This is a genomic window from Paraburkholderia sp. SIMBA_027, assembly GCF_046535315.1.
In the GTDB taxonomy this organism is placed as follows: domain Bacteria; phylum Pseudomonadota; class Gammaproteobacteria; order Burkholderiales; family Burkholderiaceae; genus Paraburkholderia; species Paraburkholderia tropica.
The window spans coordinates 226,447-250,812 of record NZ_JAWRWY010000011.1 but is presented as its reverse complement, the minus strand read 5'-3'; the positions used below and the strand labels follow the sequence as shown (position 1 = coordinate 250,812).

Annotated in this window: 20 protein-coding genes and 1 riboswitch; of the genes, 12 read left to right on the top strand and 8 right to left on the bottom strand. The window is 65.2% G+C overall.

Features of this window, described 5'->3' with window-relative positions:
* Positions 1 to 45: 45 nt before the first annotated feature.
* The 3 genes from SB764_RS22050 (at position 46) to SB764_RS22040 (ending at position 3,729) form a co-directional block, all read left to right on the top strand.
* On the top strand, positions 46 to 1,026 hold the full coding sequence (locus SB764_RS22050) for a LysR substrate-binding domain-containing protein (RefSeq protein ID WP_074987495.1): 981 nt from the start codon (positions 46 to 48) through the stop codon (positions 1,024 to 1,026).
* 62 nt (positions 1,027 to 1,088) lie between these two features.
* Positions 1,089 to 2,114 carry an amidohydrolase family protein gene (locus SB764_RS22045; RefSeq protein WP_074986271.1) on the top strand — a complete coding sequence of 342 codons (1,026 nt, stop codon included), beginning with the start codon at positions 1,089 to 1,091 and terminating at the stop codon, positions 2,112 to 2,114.
* Between the two features lie 82 nt (positions 2,115 to 2,196).
* Positions 2,197 to 3,729, top strand: coding sequence for a methyl-accepting chemotaxis protein (locus SB764_RS22040; protein ID WP_410864875.1), 1,533 nt, complete (start codon positions 2,197 to 2,199; stop codon positions 3,727 to 3,729).
* Between the two features lie 43 nt (positions 3,730 to 3,772).
* Here the strand turns inward: SB764_RS22040 and SB764_RS22035 are convergent, their stop codons facing one another.
* On the bottom strand, positions 3,773 to 4,693 hold the full coding sequence (locus SB764_RS22035) for a helix-turn-helix domain-containing protein (protein ID WP_082991640.1): 921 nt from the start codon (positions 4,691 to 4,693) through the stop codon (positions 3,773 to 3,775).
* A 560-nt stretch (positions 4,694 to 5,253) separates the two neighbouring features.
* On the opposite strand from SB764_RS22035, the gene SB764_RS22030 reads away from it, so the two are divergent.
* The 4 genes from SB764_RS22030 to SB764_RS22015 all read left to right on the top strand — a co-directional run bounded on the left by SB764_RS22030 (position 5,254) and on the right by SB764_RS22015 (position 11,144).
* Entirely contained in the window at positions 5,254 to 6,675 is a 1,422-nt protein-coding gene (locus SB764_RS22030) for a DHA2 family efflux MFS transporter permease subunit (RefSeq protein ID WP_074987809.1), read from the top strand.
* 450 nt (positions 6,676 to 7,125) lie between these two features.
* Positions 7,126 to 8,697, top strand: coding sequence for a glycerol-3-phosphate dehydrogenase (gene glpD / locus SB764_RS22025; protein WP_410864872.1), 1,572 nt, complete (start codon positions 7,126 to 7,128; stop codon positions 8,695 to 8,697).
* Positions 8,698 to 8,811: 114 nt separating this feature from the next.
* The gene (glpK, locus tag SB764_RS22020) at positions 8,812 to 10,317 is read left to right on the top strand and encodes a glycerol kinase GlpK (RefSeq protein ID WP_065057505.1); all 1,506 of its coding nucleotides are present in this window, start codon (positions 8,812 to 8,814) and stop codon (positions 10,315 to 10,317) included.
* A gap of 110 nt (positions 10,318 to 10,427) precedes the next feature.
* Positions 10,428 to 11,144, top strand: coding sequence for an MIP/aquaporin family protein (locus tag SB764_RS22015; RefSeq protein ID WP_065057506.1), 717 nt, complete (start codon positions 10,428 to 10,430; stop codon positions 11,142 to 11,144).
* 80 nt (positions 11,145 to 11,224) lie between these two features.
* Here the strand turns inward: SB764_RS22015 and SB764_RS22010 are convergent, their stop codons facing one another.
* From SB764_RS22010 to SB764_RS21990, 5 genes are all read right to left on the bottom strand, one after another.
* Complete coding sequence (locus tag SB764_RS22010; RefSeq protein ID WP_410864870.1) at positions 11,225 to 12,250, bottom strand: ABC transporter substrate-binding protein; 1,026 nt, start codon at positions 12,248 to 12,250, stop codon at positions 11,225 to 11,227.
* Entirely contained in the window at positions 12,250 to 14,271 is a 2,022-nt protein-coding gene (locus SB764_RS22005; protein WP_202035054.1) for a TonB-dependent receptor, read from the bottom strand. Before SB764_RS22005 ends, SB764_RS22010 begins: the two co-directional genes overlap by 1 nt.
* 170 nt (positions 14,272 to 14,441) lie before the next feature.
* Positions 14,442 to 15,326 (bottom strand): ABC transporter ATP-binding protein, encoded by an 885-nt coding sequence (locus SB764_RS22000; RefSeq protein WP_410864868.1) that lies wholly within the window; start codon positions 15,324 to 15,326, stop codon positions 14,442 to 14,444.
* Between the two features lie 15 nt (positions 15,327 to 15,341).
* Positions 15,342 to 16,412 carry an iron ABC transporter permease gene (locus tag SB764_RS21995; RefSeq protein WP_321871815.1) on the bottom strand — a complete coding sequence of 357 codons (1,071 nt, stop codon included), beginning with the start codon at positions 16,410 to 16,412 and terminating at the stop codon, positions 15,342 to 15,344.
* 254 nt (positions 16,413 to 16,666) lie between these two features.
* Complete coding sequence (locus tag SB764_RS21990) at positions 16,667 to 16,957, bottom strand: hypothetical protein (RefSeq protein ID WP_124262198.1); 291 nt, start codon at positions 16,955 to 16,957, stop codon at positions 16,667 to 16,669.
* A gap of 327 nt (positions 16,958 to 17,284) precedes the next feature.
* Here SB764_RS21990 and SB764_RS21985 point away from each other — a divergent pair, with 327 nt between their 5' ends.
* Positions 17,285 to 18,706 carry a sensor histidine kinase gene (locus SB764_RS21985; RefSeq protein ID WP_110330042.1) on the top strand — a complete coding sequence of 474 codons (1,422 nt, stop codon included), beginning with the start codon at positions 17,285 to 17,287 and terminating at the stop codon, positions 18,704 to 18,706.
* A 40-nt stretch (positions 18,707 to 18,746) separates the two neighbouring features.
* Here the strand turns inward: SB764_RS21985 and SB764_RS21980 are convergent, their stop codons facing one another.
* Both SB764_RS21980 and SB764_RS21975 read right to left on the bottom strand, forming a co-directional pair.
* Complete coding sequence (locus tag SB764_RS21980) at positions 18,747 to 19,754, bottom strand: sodium:calcium antiporter (RefSeq protein ID WP_065057509.1); 1,008 nt, start codon at positions 19,752 to 19,754, stop codon at positions 18,747 to 18,749.
* A 94-nt stretch (positions 19,755 to 19,848) separates the two neighbouring features.
* Positions 19,849 to 20,034, bottom strand: a riboswitch (yybP-ykoY riboswitch).
* A 139-nt stretch (positions 20,035 to 20,173) separates the two neighbouring features.
* Complete coding sequence (locus SB764_RS21975; RefSeq protein WP_065057510.1) at positions 20,174 to 21,346, bottom strand: porin; 1,173 nt, start codon at positions 21,344 to 21,346, stop codon at positions 20,174 to 20,176.
* Between the two features lie 44 nt (positions 21,347 to 21,390).
* Between SB764_RS21975 and SB764_RS21970 the strand changes: the two genes are divergently transcribed.
* From SB764_RS21970 to SB764_RS21955, 4 genes are all read left to right on the top strand, one after another.
* On the top strand, positions 21,391 to 21,711 hold the full coding sequence (locus SB764_RS21970; RefSeq protein WP_410864865.1) for a hypothetical protein: 321 nt from the start codon (positions 21,391 to 21,393) through the stop codon (positions 21,709 to 21,711).
* A 261-nt stretch (positions 21,712 to 21,972) separates the two neighbouring features.
* A complete protein-coding gene (locus tag SB764_RS21965) occupies positions 21,973 to 22,221 on the top strand; it encodes a DUF4148 domain-containing protein (protein ID WP_110330040.1) in 249 nt (82 codons plus the stop codon).
* A gap of 101 nt (positions 22,222 to 22,322) precedes the next feature.
* On the top strand, positions 22,323 to 22,478 hold the full coding sequence (locus SB764_RS21960; RefSeq protein ID WP_167371438.1) for a hypothetical protein: 156 nt from the start codon (positions 22,323 to 22,325) through the stop codon (positions 22,476 to 22,478).
* A 311-nt stretch (positions 22,479 to 22,789) separates the two neighbouring features.
* Positions 22,790 to 24,334: a methyl-accepting chemotaxis protein gene (locus tag SB764_RS21955; protein ID WP_110330039.1), complete on the top strand. Its 1,545-nt coding sequence runs from the start codon at positions 22,790 to 22,792 to the stop codon at positions 24,332 to 24,334.
* The last annotated feature ends 32 nt before the right edge of the window (positions 24,335 to 24,366 follow it).

Below are 24,366 nucleotides of genomic sequence, written 5' to 3'. Positions count from 1 at the left end.
CGGGCCTCGTTTTAACGCACCGGTGACATTGCTGAGGTCCATGACGTGTCCGCTCTCGACTCGTACCTGCAGACCAACCTGAAGGCGCGGCATCTGCGCCTGCTCGTGGCGATCGACACTTATCGCAATCTGACTCAGGTCGCCGACGTCACGAACGTGACGGTGCCGGCCATTTCCAAGTCCCTTGCCGAACTCGAACGCGGGCTCGGCCTCACGCTGTTCACGCGCACGGCGCGCGCGCTCGTGCCCACCCAGTACGGCGATTGCCTGATCCGCCACGCGCGCGAACTGCTGACCAATCTGAATCAGACTCGCGACGAACTGAAGGCGTTGAGCTCGGGCACCGAAGGCAAGATCCATATCGGCATGTTGCCGGCCTCGGCCTCGGTGTTGCTGCCGCAGGCGCTGAGCCTGCTCAAGCAGCGTTCGCCGGGCACCAACGTGATGGTGACCGAAGGCACAACGGCGTCGCTGCTGCCCGAACTCTGGCAAGGCCATCTCGATCTCGTGGTGGGCCGCTTGCCGCCGCCCGATACGCTCGGCAGTTTCGAAGAGCGAGAACTGCTCGAGGAACCCGTGACGCTGATGGTCGGCCGCCACCATCCGCTTGCGCGGAAAAAGCAGTTGAACTGGTCGGATCTGCGCCCCTTTCCGTGGATCTTGCCGCCGCCCGGTTCGATATTGCGCGATCCGCTGGAACGCGCGCTCGAAGCGCATGACGTGCCGCTGACGAACAACTACATCGAGACGCTTTCGATGCATGTCGCGCGCGTTCAACTGCAAATTTCCGACTTCATCGCCGTGATGGCGGGCACGCCCGGCGGCGACGCGGCCCAGCCGTTTCACACGCTGCCCTTGCGGCTGCCGCGACTGCTGCGGCCCGCCGGCGTGCTGTGGAATCGCAATCGCGGCTTGACGCCCGGCGCGCGGCGCATGCTGTCGTGCCTCGAAGAGATTGCCGAACAGCTGGAAGCGGGGGCGGTGAGCGCGCGCGCGGTGCCGGCGGTTTCTTTAGCCACTGGCTGACTCACACTCGAACTCATTCAATACTCGGAAACGCTGCGTTTGATTTCCGGACGGAACCCAACATGATCATCGATTGCCACGGTCACTTCACGACCGTTCCCGCTTCGTTCCGCGACTGGCGCGCGAAGCAGATCGCCGCCGCCAACGACCCGGCCAACGCGCCGCCGCTTTCGGGCGCGCACGTGAGCGACGACGAAATCCGCGAAGGCGTCGGCAACGGCCAGTTGCGCCTGCAAAAAGAGCGCGGCGGCGACCTCACGCTGTTCTCGCCGATCGCCGGCCTGATGAGCCATCACCTCGGCAACGAGCGCACCAGCCTCGAATGGGCCGAAGTGTCGAACAACCTCGTGCGCCGCGTCTGCGATATCTATCCGGACAACTTCGTGCCGGTCTGCCAGCTGCCGCAATCGCCGCTCGCGCCGCCGAAGAACTCCGTCGCCGAACTGCGCCGCTGCGTCGAGGAAATGGGCTTTGTCGGCTGCAATCTGAATCCGGATCCGAGCGGCGGTTACTGGACCGGCAAGCCGATGACGGACCGCGAATGGTATCCGCTTTACGAAGCGCTCTGCGATCTCGACGTGCCCGCCATGATTCACGTGGCCGCGTCGTGCAACGCCTGCCATCACGGCACCGGCGCGCATTATCTGAACGCCGATACCTCGGTCTTCATGCAGCTGCTGCAAGGCAACGTATTCAAGGATTTCCCGACGCTGCGTCTCGTGATTCCGCACGGCGGCGGCGCGGTGCCGTATCACTGGGGTCGTTATCGCGGCATGTCGCTGGAAATGATGGATCGCCCGCTCGAAGGTCTGCTGAACAACATCTTCTTCGACACCTGCGTGTATCACCATCCGGGCGTTGAATTGCTCACCAAGGTCGTGCCGACGAGCAACGTGCTGTTCGGTTCGGAAATGATCGGCGCCGTGCGCGGCCGCGATCCGGATACCGGCGAGTATTTCGACGACACCAAGCGCTACGTCGACGCCTGCGACGCGCTGAGCGATGCCGACCGTCACGCGATTTTCGAAGGCAACGCGCGCCGTGTGTATCCGCGCCTCGATGCGCTTCTCAAGTCCCGCGGCCTGTAATCGCGCCCGTTATGAACGACATCGACATGCGTCCTGCGCGACGGCTCGCTCGCCGCGCACCGCGATCCGGCGAACGGCAAGCATGAAACTGGTCCATCAACTGCCGTTGGCATTGGGCGCCGCGCTGCTGGTCGCCGCGGGCGCGGGGCTGTTTGGCGTGTTGCAGATGAACCGCGCCGCGCACACCTATGAGCGGCTCGTTTCGGTCGACGACGCGCAGGCCCGCGCGGTCGACGAGGCGCTGGTCGCGTTCAAGAACCAGGTGCAAAACGGCAAGGATATTCTGGTGCGCGGCAAGGACCCGGCGCACTTCCAGAAGTACTGGGGTGCGTTCGAGAAGTACGAAGCGGCGGCGCAGGACACCACGGAAAAGCTCGCGCAGGCATTGCCGCCCGGCGAGGCGCGCGAGAAGATCGAACGCTTCAACGTGTTGCACAAGCAGATGGGCGTGGCGTTTCGCGCGGCGCTCGGCAAGTTCGAAGCGTCGGGCTTCGATATCGCCGTGGGCGACCGGGCGGTCGACGGACTCGATCGCGATTCCGCCATTACCTTGCGCGAATCCGGCGAAGCGATCGTCGCGCAGACCGCCGCCGCCATCGGCCGGGCGAAAGCCGAGCAAACGCGCGCCATGCTCGAAAGCGTGAGCGTCATGGCGATCATCGTGCTCGCGGGCATTGCCGCCGCGCTGAAATTCTCGCAGGCGATCACGCGCAAGCTCGGCGGCGAACCCGACGACGCGTGCGAAGCCGCGCGCCAGATATCGCGGGGCAATCTCGACGTCGACGTTCATGTGCGTCCCGGCGACAACGACAGTCTCATGGCCGCGATGCGCGCGATGACGGGTTCGCTCGCGGGCATCGTCGAGCAGGTGCGGATGAGCAGCGACGCCATTGCGACCGGTTCGGCGCAAATCGCGTCCGGCAACGCGTATCTGAGCCAGCGCACCGAGGAGCAGGCGAGCGCGCTACAGGAAACCGCGGCCTCGATGGAGCAGTTGAGCGCGACGGTCAAGCAGAACGCCGCGAATGCGCTTGAGGCGAGCGAGCTTGCAACGGGCGCGTCGTCGATCGCCGTGCAGGGCGGCAGCGTGGTGGGCGCGATCGTCGAGACGATGAAGGGCATCAACGAGGGCTCGCGCAAGATTGGCGAGATTATCGGCATCGTCAACGACATTGCGGCGCAAACCAATATTCTCGCGCTGAACGCGGCAGTGGAAGCGGCGCGCGCCGGCGAGCAGGGGCGCGGGTTCGCAGTCGTGGCGACCGAGGTGCGCTCGCTCGCCAAACGCAGCGCGCAGGCGGCGCACGAGATTCGCGCGTTGATCGTGTCGAGTGTGGATCGCGTCGATCGCGGCAGCGCGCTCGTCGACGAAGCGGGCGCGACGATGACGCAGGTCGTCGAGGCGATTCAGCGATTGAGCGTGCTGGTCGCCGAGATCAGCCACGCGAGCGGGGAACAAAGCGCGGGCGTCGGACAGGTCGGCGAAGCGGTCAGCCAGATGGATCAGAGCACGCAGCAAAACGCGGCGCTGGTCGAAGAAAGCGCCGCTGCCGCCGAGAGCCTGAAACAGCAGGCCGACAATCTGGTCGGTTGCGTCGCACAGTTCCGGCTGTGAGGCGATGAACGTGGCCCTGCCGCGCGTCACCCGCGCTTCGACATCAGCGCCGTGCTTCGGTTCGAAACTGACTGGGCGTCTGTCCGACTTCGCGGCGAAAGAAGCGCGTGAAATAGGCGGCATCCGCGAAGCCGAGCCAGAACGCAATCTGCTCGACCGACATATCGCCGAAAATGAGTTCGCGCTTCGCTTCGGTAATAATGCGCGCGTGAATCATTTTAGTCGGGCTCTTTTCTTTCGCGGAGGCGCACGCGGCGCGCAATTGCACCAGCGAAACCGCGAGCATCGACGCGTAGTCCTGAAGCGGCAGATTGCTGCGGTAATGCTCGTCGATCAGTTTGCGAAAACGCTCGACGAGGCGCACGTCGTGGCGCGGCATGCTGTCGTGCGTGGCCGGTTCGAGGCGCGCGGTGCGAATCAGCGTCAGCAGCAGCATCGTGAGCAAGGCTTCGGTGCCCGCGATCTGGCCGACCGCATTCGTTTCGATTTCGTGTTTCAGGCGCTGAACGATGGCGTAGATTTCGTTGGCGGCATCGCCGCAATGAACGAACGGAATCATGCGCGGCGCGGACCAGAGTGCGATGAACTCGCGCAGCTTCGCGTTGACCTGTGTGAGCCAGGACACTTCGATCGTGACGACCCAGCGGTCGACATCGACCTTGTAGTCGAGTCCGTGGATGCAGTCGGTGGGCACGATCAGCGCGCAGGGGCCTTCAAACGCCACGCTGCGGCCTTCGAGATTCATCACGCCGCAGCCGTTGCGCACGAAGATCAATTGCCCGTAGCCCGGATGCGCGTGCGGCTCGGTGCGCCAGCGCCCGCGTTCGGTCACGTGACCGACGTGCACGAACCAGTTTTCTTCTTTGCGCTGCTCGACATAGAGCCGGACTTTGGGAACCGCGCCGACGCGGCGCTCGTCGGGTGGGAGGCGAGGGGCGTTACTGATTATTACGCCGTGGGTCATGCTGTCTCCTGAACGGCCAGTCACGCGCGGCCGCCATTGCATTTGGAACTTCGCCGGTACGCAGCGCCTTTCAGGCAAGGCACGCGGGCGACTTTCTCTACTTTCTCGATTGGCGCCTTGAGAAAAGCGCTGTGAATATCGTCGTATCTTTGCATAAACGACGTGACAAGCGAATGGCGATATACCCCGAGCGCCGTGTTTTAGCTTTCAGCGCGGGCCCTGTTTGTTCGTCGTCGCGCATGCGTGCCCGGCTTACGTTTTCTGATCGAAGGCTTTCGTTGCATGCAAGGCTCGCAGCGTTGCTACGACGATCGTCGCACGCGAGTACGATTTTTCGGATCATCGGTTTGGACTGCGATCGATTCCAGCGGAGCCGAGGCGCGATCGGGGCGCGATCATCGCCCGATCATGGCGCGTCGCCGCAAGAATCCTCCGCACGCGGCAGCAAAAGACGAAAAAATATCGTACGATATGTTTTTCGATAATTCAGGTCGATGCGCAGACCGCGGCCCTTCAGGGATCGACGCGCCTGCGCACTGACTCGCTGACCCGCTGACCGTATGCCCCCTCCGTCACCCGCCACGCCCTTACCACCCGCCGCACGCGTGCGCGCGATCATGATTCTCGTGACCGGCGCGCTTTTCATGGAGATTCTCGACGGCACCGTGATCGCCACGGCGCTGCCCGCGATGGCGCGTTCATTCGGCACCACGGCGGTCGCGCTGAACATCGGCGTGAGCGCGTATCTGCTCGCGCTCGGCGTGTTCGTGCCGGCGAGCGGCTGGGTGGTCGACCGCTTCGGCGCGCGGCGCGTGTTCGCTTTCGCGATCGCCCTGTTCACGCTGACATCGGCGCTGTGCGGCGTCTCCAACGGCCTCGTGAGCTTCGTGGTCCTGCGCGTGATTCAGGGCATTGCGGGCGCGTTGATGGTGCCGGTCGGGCGGCTCGTGGTCATGCGCTCCACGCCGAAGGAGCGGCTCATGGCCGCGATGCAGTCGCTCATCTGGCCCGCGCTGATCGCGCCGGTGCTCGGGCCGCCGGTCGGCGGCTTTATCACGACGCATTTCGGCTGGCGCTGGATTTTCTACCTGAACGTGCCGATCGGTCTGATCGCGCTGGTCGTCGCGTGTTTCATCATCCCCGACGCGCGGGAAGCGCGCGAGCGCCGCTTCGACTGGACCGGCTTCCTGCTGAGCGGCGCGGGAACGTTCACGCTGCTCACGGGCCTCGAACGCGCCGATGCGCGTCTCGACGCCATGGCCTTCGCCATGCTTGCCGTCGGCATCGCGCTGCTGATCGTGGCGATTCGCCATTTGATGCGTGCGCGCGATCCGCTCGTCGATTTGTCCGCGTGTTCGATTCCAACCTTTCGCGCCGCGCTGCGCGGCGGTTCGCTCGCGCGCATGGCGATCGGCAGCGCGCCGTTTCTGCTGCCGTTGATGTTTCAGGTCGGTTTCGGCTACGACGCCTTTCATTCGGGCCTGCTCGTGCTCGCCGTGTTCGCGGGCAATCTCGCGATGAAGTCGGTCACCACGCCGATTCTGCAACGCTTCGGGTATCGTCCGGTCATGATCTGGAACGGCGTGTTCTGCGCGGTGTGCCTCGCGGCGTGCGCGTGGCTCCAGCAAGACACGCCCGTGCCGATCACGGTGCTGTTGCTGTTCCTCAGCGGTATGACGCGGTCGATGCAGTTCACGGTGCTCGGCACGATCGCTTACGCCGATGTCGCGAAAGAACGCATGTCCGACGCGAACAGTCTCTTCAATACGGCATCGCAGATCGCCATGGCGGCCGGCATCACGCTCGGCGCGCTGGGCGTGCGGCTCGGTCATTTCGTTGCGCTTCACGCCGATTGGCATGGCAGCGGCATCGAATATCGGGTGGCGTTCGTGCTGATCGGCATCGTGGCGCTCGGCAGTATCGTCGACGCGATTCGACTGCCCAAGGGCGCCGCCGATCATTTCATTACGCGCTCGACCTAAGCGCCCGATCCATAGGCTGATTCATTGCCCGACCGACCGCGCTCTGCGGTCGAAGCGCGCGTTCGCGAAGCGCGCGGACGCTGCTTCAAGCACTTCCTCAGCCCAAAACGAACATCAGACGAACACATTCGAAAGCTGAATGTGTTCGTTTTGTCGCCTTTCCGGCGCCCATCCGGTTCGCTTTGCGCGTCTTTTGTAGCGCCACTTTCGGTGTTTCTTCCGGGAAAACCCCTAAATTTCCGCTGATTCTGCGCCAATTCGGGCGCATTTCCCGCATTTCGCCTGTGCTCGCCAAAACGAACTTTACTTTTTCGATTTTGTTCGTTAGATTTCGGATTCGAACATTTCGGGTTCGCCCATGGCGACATGGGGCGCAAGGCGATCCGGCACTCGATGTTGCGACGACTGCGTCGCTCCGGGTGCCGCCTCGGCCACTATCAGGAAACGCAGGTGACTCAAGAGAATCGGTACGATCTGCTCGTCGTGGGCGGCGGGATCAACGGCGCGGGCATCGCGCGCGACGCAGCCGGGCGCGGCCTGTCCGTGCTCCTTTGCGAACAGGACGACCTCGCCTCGCATACCTCGTCGGCCAGCACCAAGCTGATTCACGGCGGTCTGCGCTATCTCGAGTACCGCGAATTCGGTCTCGTGCGCAAAGCGCTGCAAGAACGTGAAACGTTGCTGCGCGCCGCGCCGCACATCATGTGGCCGCTGCGTTTCGTCATGCCGCACATGCCGAATCTGCGCCCCGCATGGCTCATCCGCCTCGGTCTCTTTCTCTACGATCACCTCGCGAAGCGCGAATTGCTGCCGGGCTCGCGCGGCATCGACATGCGCCGTCACGCGGCCGGCGCGCCGCTGATCGATTCGATCAAGCGCGGCTTCGTCTATTCGGACGGCTGGGTGGACGACGCGCGTCTCGTCGTGCTCAACGCGCTCGACGCGCAGGAACGCGGCGCACGCATTCTCACGCGCACGCAGCTCGTGGACGCGCGCCGCGTGAAGCACGCGCAGGGCGGCGAATGGCTCGCCACGCTGCGCCGCGCCGACGGCAGCACCTTCGACGTGCGCGCGCGCGCCATCGCCAACGCGGCCGGTCCGTGGGTGGGCGAGGTGCTGCACGGCGCGCTCGGACAAGGCGCGCAACACAGCGTGCGCCTCGTGAAGGGCAGCCATATCGTGACGAAGCGTCTGTTCGATCACGACCACGCCTACATTTTCCAGAACCCGGACAAGCGCATCATTTTCGCGATTCCGTACGAGCACGACTTCACGCTGATCGGCACCACGGACGTGGAATATCGCAACGATCCGGCCAAGGTCGCCATCGACGGCGATGAAACGCGTTACCTCTGCGAGTCGATCAATCGCTATTTCAAGCGTAAGATCTCGCCCTCCGATGTGCACTGGACTTACTCGGGCGTGCGTCCGTTGCTCGAGGAAGAAGGTGCGAAGGATGCCTCGGCGGTCACGCGCGACTATCGTCTCGAACTCGACGAAGCCGACGGCGCGCCGCTGCTCTCGGTGTTCGGCGGCAAGATCACGACCTTCCGCAAGCTCGCGGAAGAGGCCGGCGACATGCTGTGCCGCGCGCTCGGCAGCACGGCGGGCGCATGGACGGCGGGCCAGCCGCTGCCGGGCGGCGATATCGCCAATGCGCGTTTCGACGCGTTCGCCGCGGCGTTCACGAAGCGCTTCGCCTGGCTGCCCGCGCCGCTCGCGCAGCGCTACGCGCGCGCTTACGGCACGCGCGCCGAACGTCTGATTGGCGGCGCGGCGTCGCTCGACGGTCTGGGCGCGCAGATCGCTCCCGGCATTTACGAAGCCGAGTTGCGTTATCTGCGCGACACCGAGTTCGCGACCTGTGCGCAGGACGTGCTGTGGCGCCGCTCGAAGCTCGGCCTGCACGTGGCGCCCGGCACGCTCGACGCGGTTGCCGCCGCGCTCGAAGCGTGGTTTGCCGCGAGCCGCGCGCCGATGTCGCCGATGTCGCCGCTCCCGCCGGTGTCGGTCACGCACTGACGCGGCCGCGGTTGCATCGGCAGTCATCGGCAGTAAGTACCGCATGGCAGTAACCCCAACGCGCCGCGCTCAAGCGGCGCGAATCACAACTACGTACGGACGGAGATGAGAGACATGCAGGATCAACAGTACATCCTCGCGCTCGACCAGGGCACCACGAGTTCCCGCGCCATGTTGTTCGACCGCCAGGGCCGCATCGTGTCGAGCGCCCAGAAGGAATTCGAGCAGATCTATCCGCGACCGGGCTGGGTCGAGCACGATCCGCAGGAAATCTGGGCATCGCAGGCCGGCGTGGCCGCCGAGGCCGTCACGCGCGCGGGCCTGAACGGCACCAACATCGCCGCGATCGGCATCACGAACCAGCGCGAAACCACCATCGTGTGGGACCGCGAAACGGGTCATCCGATCTACAACGCCATCGTCTGGCAGGACCGCCGCACGGCCGACTTCTGCGATCAGCTCAAGGCGCAAGGCCTCGAAGAGAAAGTGCGCGCGAAGACCGGTCTGCCGATCGACTCGTACTTCTCGGGCACCAAGATCCGCTGGATTCTCGACAACGTCGAAGGCGCGCGCGAAAAGGCGCGTCAGGGCAAGCTCGCGTTCGGCACGGTCGACAGCTGGCTGGTCTGGAACTTCACGAAGCACGAACTGCACGTGACCGACGTGACCAATGCGTCGCGCTCGATGCTCTTCAACATCCACACGCGCCAGTGGGACAGCGAACTGCTCGACGCGCTCGACATTCCGCGCAGCATGCTGCCCGAAGTGCGTTCGTCATCGGAAATCTACGGGCCGACGAAGACCACGGTGTTCGCCTCGAAGATTCCGCTCGCGGGCATCGCGGGCGACCAGCAGGCCGCGCTGTTCGGCCAGATGTGCACGCACACCGGCATGGTGAAGAACACCTACGGCACGGGCTGCTTCCTGATGATGAACACGGGCGACAAGCCCATCGAGTCGAAGAACAACCTCGTCACGACCATCGCCTGGCAGATCGGCGACCAGGTGAATTACGCGCTCGAAGGCAGCATCTTCATCGCGGGCGCGGTGGTGCAATGGCTGCGCGACGGCCTCGGCATCATCAAGAGCGCGGCGGAAATCGAAGCGCTGGCCGCGAGCGTGCCGCACACCGACGGCGTGTATCTCGTGCCCGCCTTCGCGGGTCTGGGCGCGCCGCACTGGAACGCCCGCGCACGCGGTTCGCTGTTCGGCGTGACGCGCGGCACGAGCTCGGCGCATCTGGCGCGCGCGGCGCTGGACTCGATCGCGTATCAGTCGCTCGACGTGCTGGCCGCGATGGAAGCGGACTCGGGCATCAGCGTGGGCGAGCTGCGCGTGGACGGCGGCGCGAGCGCGAACAATCTGCTGATGCAGTTCCAGGCCGACCTGCTCGGCGTGGATGCGGTGCGTCCGCAGATCACCGAGACCACGGCGCTGGGCGCCGCGTATCTCGCTGGTCTCGCGATCGGCTACTGGAAGAACGTGGACGAGCTGCAAAGCCAGTGGCACGTGGATCGCCGCTTCTCGCCCGCGATGGCCGCTTCGCAGGTGGACGCCTGCCGCGCGGGCTGGCAGCGTGCGGTGCGCGCCGCCAAGGCCTGGGCCGACGACGGGAAATGAAACCGGCATGGCGCAATTCGCGCCATTGATCAGTAACCCGAAATAAATAATCAAAATCATATCCGCGAGCGGGTAGACGGTAGACGCCCGCCGCGGAAGAGAGAGACGACATGTCACCCTATATTGCAGAATTTATCGGCACAGCCATTCTCGTGCTGCTCGGCAACGGCGCCGTGGCCAACGTGCTGCTGGCGAAAACCAAGGGCCGCGGCGCGGACCTGATCGTGATCGTGATGGGCTGGGCGATGGCCGTGTTCGTGGCCGTCTACGTGACGGCTTCGTACAGCGGCGCGCATCTGAACCCAATCGTGACCATCAGCCTCGCGCTGGCGGGCAAGTTCGCGTGGTCGAAAGTGGGCGGCTACGTGGCCGCGCAGATGCTCGGCGGCATGGCCGGCGCGTTCCTCGTCTGGCTCGCGTATCGCCAGCATTTCGCCAACGAGGAAGACGCCGATCTGAAGCTCGCGGTGTTCTGCACGGCGCCCGCGATCCGCAGCGTGCGTCACAACGTGATCACCGAAGCCATCGCCACCTTCGTGCTGATTCTCGGCGTGCTGTATCTGGCCGCGCCGCAAGTGGGCCTCGGCGCACTCGACGCGCTGCCGGTCGGTCTGCTGGTGCTCGGCATCGGCATCTCGCTGGGCGGTCCCACGGGCTATGCGATGAGCCCCGCGCGCGATCTCTCGCCGCGCATCATGCACGCGCTGCTGCCGATTCCGGGCAAGCGTGACAGCGACTGGCGCTATGCGTGGATTCCGGTCCTCGGGCCGCTCGTCGGCGGCGTGGCCGCTTCGACGCTGTATCTGTATCTGCACGCGATGCATTGAGGTTTTCATCCCTCGTTGCCGCAACGAAAAAGCCCGCGAACGTGCTGCGTTCGCGGGCTTTTTGTTTGTGCGCGCGTGCCTCAGTCCGGCAGCGGCGGTTCGCCCGCGAGCATGCGCTGCGCGTCTTGCGCGGACAGCGCGTAGCCATAGAAACGCGCATAGAAGTGCTGCGTTTGCGCGACGAGCGTATCGTTCGCGCCTGCACCCGCGAACGCTTCCGGATGCAGCGTGCGCGCGGCCCAGCGGATCTGCAACGCGGCTTCGGGGCCGTAGCGGTCCCACGGAAACACGCCCATCGGATTGCGATAGACACGCTGCGCGCGCACGGCGTCGAGCGTCTCCCACAGCGCGCGTTGCGGCGATTGCGCGATCGAGCCCGCGTTGGCCGCGAGGATCACCACGTCGGGATGCCACGCGAGCACCTGCTCGATCGAGACCGGCTTGAGATTGCCGGTGAGGCCGTCGGCGGCGTTGCGCGCGCCCGCCGCGTGTATCCACTGATCGACGATCGTATCCGCGCCGTCGACCTTGAGCGGCGCGAGCGACGCCACATGCAGCACGCGCGGCTGTGCGTGCGAGCCGTGCGTGGCGAGCGTATGCGCCGTGTCGTCGAGCGTGCTCTGGAGATACGCGCGATAGTCCTGCGCGCGCTCGCGTGCGAGCGGGGTATCGAGCGTTTGCGCGGTGAGATCGACGCAGCGGAGCATCGACGCGTAATCGTCGAAACCGACGGGCACGACGTCCAGGCCGAGGCGGCGCATGGCGGCGATCGTCGGGTCGCCGGTGCTGGCGAACACGACATCGGCGTTCAGGCGCAGCAGGTCTTCGGCGTTCGCTGTCGCTCCATTCACGGATTGCGCCTGCGCGAGCGCGGGCGCGACACGGAACATCCACGGCAAGGCCTGCTTGCGCGCGACCGTCGCGACCACGTCGTTCGCGGAGCCGAGCATCATCACCACCGCGTTGTGCGCGAACCAGAGATCGGCGATACGGGTTTTGGGCTGCGCATAGGCGGGCGTTGTCGCGAGACTCGCGGCAAGCATCGACGCGCAGAGCGCGAGTGAGGCGGCGGCGCGCGTGAGTTGGTGGAAAAGGCGAGACGTCATCACAGATCGAACTCCACCGAAGCCGTCACCGTGCGCGGCGCGCCGAGCTGCGCCGTGGCGTTGCCCGAACCCGTATAGCCGTTCAGGCCGCCCGGCACGATATTGGTCCAGTAATGGCGGTTCGTGACGTTATCGACGGAGAGGCGGAACGTCACGGCGCGATCGAGGATGTCGGCGAGATAGCCCACGCCGAGATCGAGCGTCGTGTACGAACCGACCGACCACGTATTCGCGTTATCGGTCGGACGCGCGCCCACGTAGTGCACGTTGAGATTCGTGAAGAGCCCCGGCACCTGCGGCACCTTGTATTGCATCAGCACGTTCAGCGCGAATTCGGGCAGGCCGACGATGCGCTTGCCCTCGGTGCTCGCGCTGCCCGTATCGAACAGTCGCGGATCGAGCCACGTGAAGCCGCCGAACAGCGTGAGATTGCGCGTGGCGTTGCCGTCGAGCATGACTTCCACGCCGCGATTCACCTGATTGCCCGCCGTGCCGTAGGTGCCGTCTGCAAGCGTGTACGCATACGGGCGCGTGATGCGGAACGCCGCCACCGACGCGTTCAGGCGCGCGAGTGCGAGCTTGTAGCCCACTTCCCACTGCTTGCTGCGATACGGATCGAGAATGTTGCCCGCGTTGGTCGAACCGGCGGGCGCGGTGTCGCCTTGCTGGAGACTGTCCGCGTAAGTCACGTAGAGGCTCTGGTTCGCGCGCGGCTTGAAGATCAGGCTCGCTGCGCCCGAGAGACCCTGATTCGCCGACTCGCTCGTCTGCGCGCCCTTCACGTTGTAGTTGTGCGTCGAGAGCCAGCTTTGGCTGCCCGCGAGCAGCACCGACCAGTGCGGCGACACGGTGATGTCGTCGCTCGCGATCAGCGATTGCTGCGCGCTCTGCGCCGACTGATAGCGATGCTCGAAATCGGGCGCGCCCGTGACCGCGAACGACTGCGGATTCGCGAGACTCGCGCTGCCGAGCGTGGCCGTGCCGCCCGCGACCGGATTGAAGTTGTCCCACAGAAAGCCGCTCGTGCCGATGCTCACGTCGTGCTGGATCGCGCCGGTATCCACGTGGCCGCGCAGATAGAGCAGGTTGCTCGTGATCGTGAATCGGCTTGCGGTTGCGGTGGAGATCGTGGTCTTGTAGTCGCCCGCGTTGTCGATCAGCGTGTTGGTGGGCGTGGTCGATTCGCGGTCGGCGATCTGGCGCAGCACGGCCGCTTCGAGATGCCAGTTCGGCGAAAAGTCGTGACGCAGACGCAGCGTGCCGGTGTCGGTCGTGTCGTCGTTGCCGCCGTTGGACGAGCCGTAGGCCGCGTTGGTGGGATCGAGCGCGGCCGGGAAATGCACGCCGCTCGCGAGCGCGAACGTTGCGGGAAAGCCCTTCGTCACGTAGTGATAGTGGCTGTAGTTGGCCTCGATCACCGTGTCGCGCGACAGATGGAAATCGAACGCGACGCTCGCGAGCTGGCGGCGCAGCGAGCTGTGGTCGGTATAGCCCGTGCCGGTTTCGTCGAGCAGCGTGAGGCGATAGCCGATGGCCTTCGACGGCCCCACGCGATCCGAAACGTCGAGCCCGCGCAGGAAGCGCGTCTGCGAACCGTAGCCGAGCATGAAGTGAAGCTGGCGGTCGTCGGTCGGACGCTTCTGGATGAAGTTGAACGTGCCCGCCGGATTTGCCGGGCCGTAGAGCGCGCCCGCGAGGCCGTTCATCACTTCGATACGGTCGAATTCTTCGAGCGGATAGTCGGTGGTCGAGACCGCGTTGAGGCCGTCGATGCGGCTGTTCTGTACCACGCTGCCTTGAATGCCGCGGCTCTGCGGGCGCGCGCCGTCGCCTTGCACCGAAGGCAGCAGGCGCAGCGCGTCGGGAATGCTCTTGAGCTGCTGGTCGGCGATCACTTCCTGCGTCACCACGTTGACTGTGTACGGCGTGTCCACGCGTTTGACGTTGCCGAGCGGGCCGAGGCTCGCGGTGGTGCTGCGCGGCGTGTCGGCTGTATCGGCAGTGTTGGCCTTTGCGTTCACGGCGACGGTGGGCAGTGTGGCGGTCTGGGTCGCCTGGTTCTGCGTGGGTGTGGTGACGCGCTTTGCCGGCGGGGTTGTTTCGGTATCCTCTGCATGTGCATTGCGTGAGGCAGTGAAGGCACAGGTAGCGGCGAACGCGAAAACGGCACAGCGGGACGGGAGACGGTGATTCATCGGGTGGAGGCTGGCGGGTGGGAAGAAGCGAGTGGGGCGGTGGCGTCGGCGTCATCGTCCGTAGCGAACGTATCGGTCGCCGCGCGAAAGAAACGCTGGCCGTCCACGTCGATCTGTTCGACGTGTGCGCGATAGAGCGCGCTCACGGCGCGCGCGTCGAGCACCTCGCGCGGCGCGCCGTCGGCAACGAGGCGGCCGCCGTCGAGCAGCGCCACGCGCATGGAGACGTTGCAGGCGTCGTCGGGGCGGTGCGTGGTGTTGACGATCGCGTAGCCGTCGGCCGCGAGCCGCGCGAGCCGATCGAGCAGACGCAGATGGTGGCCGTAGTCGAGGCCGCTGAACGGCTCGTCGAGCAGCAGGACGCGCGCGCCTTGCGCGAGCGCGCGGGCGAGCAGGGCGCGCTGGCGTTCGCCGCCCGAGAGCGCGCCGTAATCGCGCTGCGCGAGATGGCCGATCTGCATGGCGTCGAGCGCCGCGTGCACGGCGTCGCGATCGTGCGGGCGCGGCGCGCGCCACAACGCGAAGCCCATGCCAAGATGCGGCAGACGGCCGAGCGCCACGATCTGCTCGACGGTGTAGGGAAATTGCGGCGCGTGATGTTGCGGCACCCACGCGACCTGCCGCGCAATTGCGCGACGCCGCTGGCGATGCAGCGCTTCGCCGTGCAGCAGCACCTCGCCGGCATCGGGTGCGATCAGTCCGAGCAGCACGCGCAGCAGCGTGCTCTTGCCCGCGCCGTTCACGCCGAGCAGCGAGACGAGTTCGCCCGCGCGCACCGCGAAGCTCACGCCGTCGAGCACGGTCGCGTGCGCGCGCCGTACCGTCACGTCGCGGCAGGCGAGTGCGGCGGGCAGTGTGTCCCAGTTGGAGCGCAGGTTCATCGTCGCGCCTCGCCGTCAGCGCGCACGGCGGCGCAACGCGCGCAGCACGAACACGAAGGCGAGCGCGCCGCCCATTTCGGTGATCACGCCGAGCGGAATTTCGGCGCTCGCGACGCTGCGCGCGCAGGTGTCGGCGAGCATCAGCGCGATTGCGCCGACCAGCGCGCTCATCGGCAGGACCACGCGATTCGAAGCGCCGACGAGCGGCCGCACGAGATTCGGCACGAGCAGCCCGATCCAGCCGATCATGCCCGCAAGCGCGACGGTCAGCGCGGCGATCAAGGTGGCCAGCGCCATGACGGCGAAGCGAATCGCCTGCACGGGCACGCCGAGGCTGCGGGCTTCGTCGTCGCTGAGCGTGAGGCCGTCGATCAGCGGGGCGGCGAGACACAACAGCAGCGTGCCGAGTGCGAGCGGCGCGGTGGCCCACGCGAGATCGGCCCAGCCGGTTTGCGCGAGCGAGCCGAGCAACCAGTAGACGATGGCGGGCAACTGGTTGAGCGGGTCCGCGACGTATTTGAGCAGCGAGACCAGCGCGGAAAACAGCGCATTGCTGACGAGGCCGCCGAGCAGCAGCGCGAGGATGCCGCCACGTGCGAGCGCGCCTTCGCCCGGCTCGCCGCCGAGCATCGCGGCCGCCGAGACGCCCACGGCCATCGCCGCCACGCCGCCCGCGAACGCCCCCGCTTCGACCCAGAGACGATGCACCACAGCGCCGCCCAGCACGATCGCGAGCGCCGCGCCGAAGGCCGCGCCGCTGAGCACGCCGAGCATGCCGGGCGAGACGAGCGGATTACGGAACACCGCCTGGCAGGTCGCGCCCGAGACGCACAGCGCGGCGCCGATCAACGCCGCCGCCACGAGACGCGGCAACCGCGCCTCCATGACGACCGCGTGCAGCAGCGCCCCGTGCGCGGGCCACGCATGCAGATGCAGCGCGGCGAGCACCGTCAACGCCACTTGCTCCGGTGCAAGGGGGTAGCGTCCCGCGCACAGACCGATCAAGCCGGCCAGCGGCACACACAGCGCGGCCACGCTCAACGCGAATGCGGGACGCGCACCGAATCGCGCCGCGAATCCGCTCATCACGCGAGAAACACAGCGCGAGCCAATTCGAGCGGATTGATAAAACGGGCTTAAAGCGAATTGAAAGAATTGACGCGTCTTCGATATCGGCATTGCGGCGGGCGATATGGCGCGCGAGCGCCATGATGCTTATTTGAATCGACAAGTCTCTCTTGCCGAAAATCGAGATATCTTATCGGATATATCGAATGGCGACAGAGGAAACCTGCGACAAATTAGCACGCCAATAATCAAAGACGCTCAATAACGCACCGTTATTGGGCGCAAACCGATCGTGTGATCGCTGGAAATTCCGATGCGCCAGGATGGTCAAGCACATAACCACAACGCGATGCCGATACTGAGGATCGGTCCGAAGGCGCATTCGGATAGGAATTTTTTTCGTCGGCGGCGGTGGTCCCGCTTAGCCATGCGCGATAAAGCTGCGCTTTGACCTGAATGGGCTCGACGCCGTGGCGCCCGGCGGGGTTGGCGGCGGCCAGCGCGGTGACGGCGGGCAGGGCGGTGGCGAGTGAGATCAGGCCAAGCATAAGCGTGCGTTTCATGACGGATTTCCTGTGGATCGATTAAGCGGACGGCCCGGAAAACCGGACACCAATACGAGCGCGAAAGCGCATCAAATCCGGATCAAATCCGCGCCGATATGGCGTTCAAATCGGGTCATATTCCGGATCGAAATCCGCGATTGCGGGGCTCGTGATTCGGTATTGTCCGCCTCGGTCACGACGGCTTCATTGCCTGCGAATTAAACTTTATTTATTGTGTCGTTCGGCGCAAATCGGGGAATTTGCGTTGATTATCGAAGATTAAATATTTTTTCATGTTCGGGTGAGTCCGGTTTGCGATACTGGGCAGCTACGCGGGGAAATACGATGAAAATGAGTCTCTGGCGCAGTACGACATTTCGGCTGCTGATGATCTATGCGCTGGTGTTCTCGGCTTCGATGTCCGCGCTGGTCTATCTGAATTACTGGCAGTCGGCCAGCTATACCGCGCGCGAAGCCGACTACAACATCAACTGGCAGTTCGCCTACTTCTCGGCGCTGCCGCCGCAACAGGTCGAGGCGCAACTCGCCGCGCACATCCGCAGCCAGTTGCAGCGCCCCGTGAACTTCTACGGCCTGTTTTCGCCCGACCGGCGCTGGCTGGCCGGCGACATCGGCGTGTTTCCGTCGCGGCTCGCCTCGAACGGCGTGGGCGTCTGGGGTCCGCTCACGCTGACCGGTCCCACGTCGGGCCGTCCGCAATATCTGCGCACGCGCGCGACGCGTCTGCCCGACGGCAATCTGCTGGTGGTGTCGCGCGACGTGGGCGAAATGGCGCGGCTGCGCGAGACCATGCTCGGCGGGCTCGCGGGCAGCGCCGCGATGGTCATGCTCGGCGGGCTTGGCGTGGGCGTGCTGGTGTCGGCGGCGCAATTGCGGCGCGTGAAGGCGGTGCGCAGCGTCGCCCAGCGTATTGCCGACGGCGACCTCGACGCGCGTTTGCCCGCGGGCGGCCGCGACGAAATCAGCTGGCTTTCGCAGATCGTCAATCACATGCTCGACGAAGTCTCGCGTCTCATGCACGAAGTGAAGGGCGCGTGCGACGGCATCGCGCACGACCTGCGCACGCCGCTCGTGCACGTGCGCACGCATCTCGCGCGCGTGCCGCTCGACACGCTCGACGGCGAGCACGCCACGCTGATCGAAAAGGCCTCGCATGGCGTGAGCGACGTGCTCAAACGCTTTTCGGCGATGCTGCGTATTTCGGAGATCGAAGCCATGCGGCGGCGTGCGGGATTCGGCGACGTCGCGCTCGAAACCTTGTGCCGCGAACTGGCGGATCTCTATCAGCCGCTTGCCGCCGACAAGGCCGTCGAACTGTCGCTGCAACTGACGCGCGTGAGCACGGTGCGCGCCGACTACGCGCTGATGTTCGAGGCGCTCGCCAATCTGCTCGATAACGCCATCAAGTTCACGCCGCCGGGCGGCCGCGTGGAATTGCGCCTCGCGACGGGCGCGCAAGGGCCGAGCGTGCAGGTGAGCGATAACGGTCCCGGCATTCCCGACGCCGAACGCCTCGCCGTCTTTCAGCGCTTTTATCGCAGCGAACGCACGCGCGAAACGCCGGGCTCGGGGCTCGGACTCTCGCTCGTGCAGGCCGTGATGCGTATGCACGGCTTCGGCCTCGGACTGGAGGACGCGCGGCCGGGTCTGCGCGTAACGCTCGATTGCTGGGCGTATGCGGGCGTCGCCACGCTGGCGACGGGCGGCGCGACGGCGGCGCGTTCACGCGATCAGGAAACAATCTGACCGCAGAACTGAACGCAGCGGCCGCCGCGCGTGGCCACGCTTACTGCGGAATCACGAACAGCAGCGCCGCGAACACCGCGTACAGCGCGCCCACATAAGTGAGCTGGCGGCTCTTGACCTGCGGCGCGCGAAACGACCATTGCAGGAACAGGATCGCGAGCATCGTCATCGTGGCGGCGAGAATCGACGGCGCGCCGAGATGCCACGGCGTGAAGAACAGGCCGAACGCCGTCGGAATGGTCGCCTGAATCATCATCGCGCCGCTGATGTTGGCGAGCGCGAGCCGCTCCTTGCCCTGGCGCACCCAGATAATCGCGTTCATGATTTCCGGCAGTTCGGTCGCGATCGGGCTGAACAGCAGCGCCGTCAGTTGCGGGCTCAAACCCAGCCACGGACCGACCGCGCTGATCTGCTGCACGAACAGGTGCGAGGCAAAGAAAATCACGGCGAGCGCGCCGAGCACCTGCAACGCGATCCAGCCCATCGACGGATTGGCGTCGCGCGGGCGCAGCTTGAGCGGTTCGAGTTCGATGCCGTCTTCCTCGTCGCCGCTGTCGTCGCTCAGTTCCTTCCAGCAATAGAACGCGTAGGCCGCGAGAAACGCAATGCCGAGCAGCGGCTTGAACTGGAACACCACGAGACCGATGCCGATCTTCACGACGAAGATCGCGAGGAACCAGAGCTGGTCGCGGCGCAGGCGGCGCGTGTCGGCGTCGACGGCGGCGGCGCGCGCGCGGCCCACCCGTCTGGCCGTCGCGAGCAGCGCGAAGCCGACCACCGCGTAGGCGACCGTGCTCAGCGCGAGCGGGCCGCCAATGGCCGCGCCCACGCCGATTTCCTTATGCGCGGCATCGGTGCCGAATGCCACCGCGACGAGCGTGACCACGCTCTCGGGCAGCGCGGTGCCGAACGCGGCGAGGATCGTGCCGGTGGCGGTCTGCGTGATGTTGAGCTTCCGGCCGAGCCATTCGACGCCGTTGACGAAGGTTTCGCAGGACAGATAGATGATGCCGGCTGCGGCAATGAGCAGGGCGAACGTCCAGATCATGACGTGCGCTCCAGGTCGGCCGTGCTGCGGGTCGTGCGGAGATCCTTGCAGGGATCCGTGCAGAGAGTCGGGGACATTATTGTTTTGACATTCCACGGGCCGGACGTTTGGGACCAATGACGCAATCCTCCCGCCCAGCCCGGGTGCGGAGGAAGACGTCATAGGTCTCGTCAGGCCGAAGAACGGCTGCCGGCGCCATGGCATTGGGTGCCAATTATGTTGACGGCGGCGCTTCGCGCGTCGCGCGCAAAGCAGACTACTCCCCTAAGACCCGCGCATTATAACCGAGGTTGATGGCGTTGCCGAGTCGGTGGAGCGTCGCTGGCAAGTCGGCGACAAATCGGCGCAACAAGGAAAAACGCGCCGGGCGTCGTGTGACGCCCGGCGCGTGGACAGCAACGGAAACCCGTCAGCCGCGATCAGAAGTGGTGGCGGATACCGACCATCGCCATCGCCTGCTTGTTGGTGGTCGCGTCGTTGCCGAAGTCGCCGAACGAAGCGTTCGCGTTGACGAGCGCGCCCGTGTCCGCGTCGATCGTGCGGCCCGACGCCTTCTGATAGCCCGCGAGCGCGTAGATGTCGGTGCGCTTCGAGAGGAAGTAGTCGCCGCCGAGGCTGAACTGGTTGTAGCTGGCGTTCACGCCGTTGCCGCTACCCTTCGTGTAGTTGTAGCCGAAGCCGACCACGGCGACGGGCGTGACCTGGTAGTTCACGAACAGTTGTCCCGTGTTGAACTTCGTGTCGCTGTTCGCGCCGGCCGCGCTCTGGTAGTTCGCGTAGTCGACGTTGCTGTAGGCGAGACCGAAGGTCATCGGGCCGTAGCTGTAGTCGCCCACCGCGCGGATGATCTGCAGCGAGTTCGCCGAGACGAAGCCGCCCGTGATCGCCGACGAGTCGACGTTGACGTCGGTGTTCGGGTTCAGGCCGTCGAAGGTCGCAGCCGTGCCGCTGTTGCTGTTGGCCTTGAAGTAGCCCGCGCCGAAGCCGAACGGACCGTGGTTGTACGCGGCCGCGACGGCCCACGTCTGTCCCGCGCCCATGCTGCCCGCCTGGCCGCCGAACGCGTACATCGCGCTGACCTGCAGGCCGGCGTAGTTCGGGCTCGTGTACTTGATCGAGTTGCTGGTGCGGTAGCTGTTGTCGTAGTTGTCCATGTCGCCCGGCGTGGCGAACGCGGAGCCGAACGTGACGTCGTCGGTCATCGGCTGCAGCAGGTCGATCAGCGGATCGTACTGACGACCCAGCGAGACCGTGCCGCCTTGCGTCGAATTCAGGCCGACCATCGCGGTACGGCCGAACAGACGGCCGCCCTGGCCCGACTTGCCGTTATCGATATTGAAGCCGCTCTCGATCTTGAAGATCGCGGAGAGGCCGCTGCCCAGGTCTTCCGTGCCCTTCAAGCCCCACAGGTTCGGCGACATGTTGCCCGACATCATCTGGAACGTGTTGCCCGAACCGTTGCTGCCCTTCTGATTGCCGAAGAACGCGACGGACGTGTCGAGTGCACCGTAGAGCGTGACGCTGCTTTGCGCGTGCGCGACGCCGGCGATCGAAGCCAGCGTGGCGGCGAGGGCGAGAGCGGTTTTTTTCATTGATTGGTCTTCATTAAAAAGTTGCGTGAGAGAGCGTGTGCTTCATGTATTTGAAAGACGGCCAGGCAGGCAATCCAGCCGAATTCAGCGGCGATTATGCGTACGGTGTCCGTTTGGCGAATTTGAAAAACGGAAAGACTGAGTTTCAGAAAATGCATCTGCGTGCAGGTGCCGTGTGGACGGCGCCGCAAAGCGTTAAATCGAGCAGGTGTTGTTTTTTTGCGGCTGTTCGCGGGGTGTTCGCGCGAGATTCGTGCGGCTTTTCAGGCCTGATTTGCAGCATGCCGATGGGTGCATACGCACAGATCGGCGCGAGTTTCAGCGCGTATCGACGTGGTGGCGAAGGTTATTCGAGTGCGTATTGAGCGTATTCGTATTCGTCGATAACCGGCTTCGCGATGAAAGCCGGACGCAAGCGCGGTGCTAGCGCAGTTTCATCAATGCGCTATCGAAATGCATCGTCTTGTCTAAACATTTCTTCATTTTCCTGCGGATATTCGCGAGGGTTCGCGCCTCTATCCTTGCGCCATGAATTGCGTTGCAACAGCGCAATGCACAGGGAACCGGCGCAGGTTGCGCACGGCACTGATCCATGTCGACGGCGAGAAGCCGCAGAGGAGTACGAGATGAAAAAGAGCTGGAAGGGCGCGGCTGCCGCGCTGATGGTGTCGATGTCGGCGCTCGCGCATGCACAGGCGAGTGCGCCGGCCGCGGCGAACGCGCCCGTGCAGCAAACGTCGGCGAGCGCGAATGCGTCGTGGAATGCGGGTGGCACGGCGCCTGTCACGCGCGCGCAGGTTCGTCGCGAACTCGTGCAGGCGCAGCAGGACGGCGAGCTGAAAACGCTCAACAGCACGATTTACGCGCATCACTGACATGAAACGTTGAGGCGTACTTCATGCAGCGTCACGACAGACCAGGCCGCGCGTCGTGACGGCAATCCGCAGGCGCGGCCGCTAATTCGAGTTTCGAACCCATGAAATCACGCATTGTCACTTATGTTGTGCGTGCGGCGCTGTGCGTCGCCGCCGCCGCCGCCATGTCGGGCTGCGCCAGCCTGCATCCGCAGCCGAACGGTCCCGGTGATTGCGTCGGACCGCCCGACTACTGCGTGCCGTTCTTCGGCTCGTAAAGCGAGGCGGTAAAACGCCGGCTGTCGTTCACGCAGACAGCTTCGTCGCCGACGCGGCGCGCGGGGGGAAACGCCCGCGCGCCGCGCGCATTTTGGGCTGTCGCGACGCCCTTGTTTCATCAGACTAATTCGCGTCTTACCCGGTCTTTCCGTCCCTTTCTCCTTCGCTTCAGTTCCTCCCTTGCAAGCCGTTAACACAGGCGAGCGCGGGCGAGTCCATCGGTGTGACGGTTGGCACGCGCTCGCGTCAAGACCACCCATTCCTGATATTCGATAAACGTCGCCCCACAAAGGCGCCTGGAGCTCTCGCCGTGTTTGCCCGACTCTCTATTTCGGTTCGCCTGCGCATCGCGGTCGGCGTGCTGGCCGCGTTGATCGTGGCGGCCGGTGTCGCCGGTCTGATCGGTATGTCGCATTCCAACGCGGCGCTCGGCTATGCCTATTCCAATCAGCTTGCCGCCGCCATCGACATCGGCAAGTCCAATCTCAATCTGACCATCGCGCGCACCACGCTCGACCGCATCCTGCTGCATCCCGACTCGCCCGACGTGCCGCAACTGCTCGACAAGGCGCAGGGCTATCTCGACACCTCGCACAAGGCGTGGGAGAGTTATCGCGCGCTGCCGCACGACGCCGACGAACAGGCGCTCGCCGAGCAGGTGCAGACCGCGCTCGGCGCGATGCTCGAACAAGGCATTCAGCCGCTGATGGCCGCGGTCAAGCAGGGCGACCGCGCTGCGCAGGACGACATCGCGATGAAGCGCATTCCGCCTTTGTCGGTGGCGCTCACCAAGGCCTCGACGGCGCTCGAGCAATGGCAGAAGTCGCACGGCCAGCAGACCTTCGACGGCGCGCAGGACTTCTACGCCGCGTTGCGCGCGGGCAGCATCGCGCTGATCGCGCTCGGTCTGGGCGTGGCGCTGATCTGCGCGGTCGGTCTGCATCGCGCGATTGCCGCGCCGCTCGCGAACCTGCTGGGCGCGCTGCAGCGCATCGCGGCAGGCGACCTGACGGTGCGCCTCGACGCGCGCTCGCACGACGAAATGGGCCGCCTCGTTGCGGGCCTGCAGACGATGCAGGAAGAACTGGCGCGCACGGTGCGCAAGGTCTCGCACAGTTCGGAATCGATCGCGTCGGCAACGCGCCAGATCGCGGCGGGCAACGACGATCTCTCGCAGCGCACCGAGGAACAGGCCGCGTCGATTCAGCAGACGGCGGCCAGCATGGAGCAGCTGACCGCCACGGTGAAGCAGAACAGCGAGCACGCGCGCACGGCGCAGTCGCTCGCGGGCAGCGCGCAGGAAGTGGTGGAACGCGGCGCGCTGGTGGTCGGCGACGCGGTGCAGACGATGGATCGCATCGACCGCAGCTCGCAGAAGATCGCGGAGATCACGGGCATCATCGAAGGCATCGCGTTCCAGACTAATATTCTCGCGCTCAACGCCGCGGTGGAAGCCGCGCGCGCGGGCGAGGAAGGACGCGGTTTCGCGGTGGTCGCGGGCGAGGTGCGCTCGCTCGCGCAGCGTTCGGCGGCGGCGGCGAAGGACATCAAGACGCTGATCGGCGAATCGGTGGAGCACGTCGCGACGGGCGCGCAATATGTGCGCTCGGCGGGCACGACGATGACCGAGATCGGCGAGTCGATTGGCCGCGTGACGACCATCATGACCGAGATCGCGAACGCTTCGGAGGAGCAGCGCGACGGCATCGAGCAGGTGAATCTCGCCGTCTCGCAGATGGATCAGGTCTCGCAGCAGAACGCGGCGCTCGTCGAGGAAGCGGCGGCCGCGGCCATGTCGCTGACCGAGCAGACCGACGCGTTGCGCGACGCGGTGGGCGTGTTCAAGGTTGCTTGAAGCAGCGTTTAGGGAGTGTTCGTGCTGCATAC